General features: G+C 55.8%; 2 rRNA genes. Both read right to left on the minus strand.

What is annotated here, in order from left to right:
• Positions 1-32: 32 nt before the first annotated feature.
• Positions 33-3,159, minus strand: a 23S ribosomal RNA gene (locus AB6732_RS17025).
• 543 nt (positions 3,160-3,702) lie between these two features.
• Positions 3,703-5,227: ribosomal RNA gene (locus AB6732_RS17030) — 16S ribosomal RNA — on the minus strand.
• The 16S and 23S rRNA genes sit together here, the layout of an rRNA operon.
• Between the last annotated feature and the right edge of the window lie 40 nt (positions 5,228-5,267).

Raw genomic sequence — 5,267 nt, forward strand, 5'->3', positions numbered from 1 at the left:
TTTTTGACCCACACCCGGGTGGGGTGTGGTGTGTGGTCAGGTTGTCGGCTTATTAGTACCGGTCAGCTTCACAGGTCGTTAGTCCCTGCTTCCACGTCCGGCCTATCAACCCAGTGGTCTGCTGGGAGCCTCTCGACCCCGAAGGGTCATGGAAATCTTATCTTGAAGCGGGCTTCCCGCTTAGATGCTTTCAGCGGTTATCCCATCCGAACGTAGCCAATCAGCGGTGCACTTGGCAGTACAACTGACACACCAGAGGTTCGTCCGTCCCGGTCCTCTCGTACTAAGGACAGCCCTTCTCAAATTTCCTGCGCGCGCAGCGGATAGGGACCGAACTGTCTCACGACGTTCTAAACCCAGCTCGCGTACCGCTTTAATGGGCGAACAGCCCAACCCTTGGGACCTACTCCAGCCCCAGGATGCGACGAGCCGACATCGAGGTGCCAAACCATGCCGTCGATATGGACTCTTGGGCAAGATCAGCCTGTTATCCCCGAGGTACCTTTTATCCGTTGAGCGACGGCCATTCCACAATGTACCGCCGGATCACTAGTCCCGACTTTCGTCCCTGCTCGAGATGTCTCTCTCACAGTCAAGCTCCCTTGTGCACTTACACTCGACACCTGATTGCCAACCAGGCTGAGGGAACCTTTGGGCGCCTCCGTTACTTTTTAGGAGGCAACCGCCCCAGTTAAACTACCCATCAGGCACTGTCCCTGACCCAGATTATGGGCCGAAGTTAGATGTCCAAAGTGACCAGAGTGGTATTTCAACGATGACTCCACGAACACTGGCGTGTCCGCTTCACAGTCTCCCACCTATCCTACACAAGCCACTCCGAACACCAATACCAAACTATAGTAAAGGTCTCGGGGTCTTTCCGTCCTGCTGCGCGTAACGAGCATCTTTACTCGTAGTGCAATTTCGCCGAGTTCATGGTTGAGACAGTAGGGAAGTCGTTACTCCATTCGTGCAGGTCGGAACTTACCCGACAAGGAATTTCGCTACCTTAGGATGGTTATAGTTACCACCGCCGTTTACTGGGGCTTAAATTCCCGGCTTCACACCGAAGTGTTGACCGGTCCTCTTAACCTTCCAGCACCGGGCAGGAGTCAGTCCGTATACATCGTCTTGCGACTTCGCACGGACCTGTGTTTTTAGTAAACAGTCGCTTCCCCCTGGTCTCTGCGGCCCTTATCCGCTCCGAGGAGCAAGTCCTCTTCACAGTCCGGGCCCCCCTTCTCCCGAAGTTACGGGGGCATTTTGCCGAGTTCCTTAACCATGATTCTCTCGATCGCCTTAGTATTCTCTACCTGATCACCTGTGTCGGTTTAGGGTACGGGCGGCTGGAACCTCGCGTCGATGCTTTTCTCGGCAGCATAGGATCACTGAATCCCCCACAAGGTGGGGTCCCATCACGTCTCAGCCTTAATGTTCCCCGGATTTGCCTAGGGAACGGCCTACCTGCTTAGACCGGGACTACCATCGCCCGGCTCAGCTACCTTCCTGCGTCACACCTGTTAATACGCTTACCTCCCCCGATCAGTTCCCAGCCTCACCACACACCACTTGCCCGAAGGCTCCTGGAGGCGGATTGGGTGGTTAGTATCCCGGGCTCAGTATGGGCGGTTCTTCGCCGGTACGGGAATATCAACCCGTTGTCCATCGACTACGCCTGTCGGCCTCGCCTTAGGTCCCGACTCACCCAGGGCAGATTAGCTTGACCCTGGAACCCTTGATCATCCGGCGGACGGGTTTCTCACCCGTCTTTCGCTACTCATGCCTGCATTCTCACTCGTGTGGTCTCCACCACTGGTTTACACCGCGGCTTCACCGTCCACACGACGCTCCCCTACCACTCCAGACGACTGAACCACGAAGGCTTGTCTACTATCTGAAATCCACGACTTCGGCGGTGTACTTGAGCCCCGCTACATTGTCGGCGCGGAATCACTTGACCAGTGAGCTATTACGCACTCTTTCAAGGGTGGCTGCTTCTAAGCCAACCTCCTGGTTGTCTAAGCAACTCCACATCCTTTCCCACTTAGCACACGCTTAGGGGCCTTAGTCGGTGGTCTGGGCTGTTTCCCTCTCGACCATGAAGCTTATCCCCCACGGTCTCACTGCTGCGCTCTCACTTACCGGCATTCGGAGTTTGGCTGACGTCAGTAACCTTGTAGGGCCCATCGGCCATCCAGTAGCTCTACCTCCGGCAAGAAACACGCAACGCTGCACCTAAATGCATTTCGGGGAGAACCAGCTATCACGAAGTTTGATTGGCCTTTCACCCCTACCCACAGCTCATCCCCTCCATTTTCAACTGAAGTGGGTTCGGTCCTCCACGACGTCTTACCGTCGCTTCAACCTGGCCATGGGTAGATCACTTCGCTTCGGGTCTAGATCACGCCACTCAAACGCCCTATTCAGACTCGCTTTCGCTACGGCTTCCCCACACGGGTTAACCTCGCGACGTAACACTAACTCGCAGGCTCATTCTTCAAAAGGCACGCCATCACAGGTACAAGCCTGCTCTGACGGATTGTAGGCACACGGTTTCAGGTACTATTTCACTCCCCTCCCGGGGTACTTTTCACCTTTCCCTCACGGTACTGGTCCGCTATCGGTCATTAGGTAGTATTTAGGCTTATCAGGTGGTCCTGACAGATTCACACGGGATTTCTCGGGCCCCGTGCTACTCGGGTATCATCCCTCGAGCGGTGCATCAACGCGACAATTACGGGACTCTCACCCTCTATGGTCGACCATCCCAAGCCGTTCATCTACGTCAGCACATTCACACCCGACCAGGTCAGTGACCCTGGTACGGAACAACCCCACAACCCCGACCATGCAACGCCCACTGGCTATCACACATGGACCGGTTTAGCCTGATCCGCTTTCGCTCGCCACTACTCACGGAATCACATGTTGTTTTCTCTTCCTGCGGGTACTGAGATGTTTCACTTCCCCGCGTTCCCTCCACACAGCCTATGCGTTCAGCTGCGGGTGACTACCCATAACAGGCAGCCGGGTTTCCCCATTCGGACATCCTGGGATCAAAGTTCGGTTATCAACTCCCCCAGGCTTTTCGCAGATTCCCACGTCCTTCATCGGCTCCTAATGCCAAGGCATTCACCGTGCGCCCTTAAAAACTTGGCCACACAAAAACCAAGACAAACACCACAACCCACACAACCCCCAACAGGGGATCACCCAGGCCATGACGCTCGCCTTATAAGATGCTCGCGTCCACTATGCAGTTCTCAAACAACAACCCCACACCCCCATCCAACACACCCAACCGGGCACGCCTTCCAGAAGCAGGGCAACCAAACGAAACAACAACCACCACACACCCCCACAAGGAGACATGCGACAGGCCTGTTGCTTCAGGACCCAACAGTGTGTCAACAACCCCCGCACCACCACAACACCAACAACTTTCCAACCACCACAACACCCAAAAGGCATCACAGCGGCGTACTCACCACCAGCATCACAGCACCCGTACAGGAACCGCACCCCCAGCCAACGGGCCCCCTTGTTTCACAGGAACCCACCAACCATCACGAGGATGTGTTTCTTCGATATTCCACCCATGAGCACCACACCCCAGGAACGAACGCCCTGGCAGGCGGGTTCTACACTCAACCACCACCACAACCCATGCAGGCCATGACAGCGATCTCGTTTGCTCCTTAGAAAGGAGGTGATCCAGCCGCACCTTCCGGTACGGCTACCTTGTTACGACTTAGTCCCAATCGCCAGTCCCACCTTCGACAGCTCCCTCCCACAAGGGGTTAGGCCACCGGCTTCGGGTGTTACCAACTTTCGTGACTTGACGGGCGGTGTGTACAAGGCCCGGGAACGTATTCACCGCAGCGTTGCTGATCTGCGATTACTAGCGACTCCAACTTCATGGGGTCGAGTTGCAGACCCCAATCCGAACTGAGACCGGCTTTTTGGGATTAGCTCCACCTCACAGTATCGCAACCCTTTGTACCGGCCATTGTAGCATGCGTGAAGCCCAAGACATAAGGGGCATGATGATTTGACGTCGTCCCCACCTTCCTCCGAGTTGACCCCGGCAGTCTCCCATGAGTCCCCGCCATTACGCGCTGGCAACATGGAACGAGGGTTGCGCTCGTTGCGGGACTTAACCCAACATCTCACGACACGAGCTGACGACAACCATGCACCACCTGTGAACCAGCCCCGAAGGGAAACACCATCTCTGATGCGATCCGGTCCATGTCAAGCCTTGGTAAGGTTCTTCGCGTTGCATCGAATTAATCCGCATGCTCCGCCGCTTGTGCGGGCCCCCGTCAATTCCTTTGAGTTTTAGCCTTGCGGCCGTACTCCCCAGGCGGGGCACTTAATGCGTTAGCTACGGCGCGGAAAACGTGGAATGTCCCCCACACCTAGTGCCCAACGTTTACGGCATGGACTACCAGGGTATCTAATCCTGTTCGCTCCCCATGCTTTCGCTCCTCAGCGTCAGTTAATGCCCAGAGACCTGCCTTCGCCATCGGTGTTCCTCCTGATATCTGCGCATTTCACCGCTACACCAGGAATTCCAGTCTCCCCTACATCACTCAAGTCTGCCCGTACCCACTGCAGAACCAGGGTTGAGCCCTGGCCTTTCACAGCAGACGCGACAAACCGCCTACGAGCTCTTTACGCCCAATAATTCCGGATAACGCTTGCGCCCTACGTATTACCGCGGCTGCTGGCACGTAGTTAGCCGGCGCTTCTTCTGCAGGTACCGTCACTTTCGCTTCTTCCCTACTGAAAGAGGTTTACAACCCGAAGGCCGTCATCCCTCACGCGGCGTCGCTGCATCAGGCTTTCGCCCATTGTGCAATATTCCCCACTGCTGCCTCCCGTAGGAGTCTGGGCCGTGTCTCAGTCCCAGTGTGGCCGGTCACCCTCTCAGGCCGGCTACCCGTCGTCGCCTTGGTGAGCCATTACCTCACCAACAAGCTGATAGGCCGCGAGTCCATCCAAAACCACAAAAGCTTTCCACCACCAACCCATGCGGGCAATGGTCGTATCCGGTATTAGACCCAGTTTCCCAGGCTTATCCCAGAGTCAAGGGCAGGTTACTCACGTGTTACTCACCCGTTCGCCACTAATCCACCCAGCAAGCTGGGCATCATCGTTCGACTTGCATGTGTTAAGCACGCCGCCAGCGTTCATCCTGAGCCAGGATCAAACTCTCCAAAAAGAAATTCAAAACCCAGCAAACACCAATCCACCACAGGGGC

Source organism: Arthrobacter sp. RCC_34, from assembly GCF_041360795.1.
GTDB lineage: Bacteria > Actinomycetota > Actinomycetes > Actinomycetales > Micrococcaceae > Arthrobacter_E.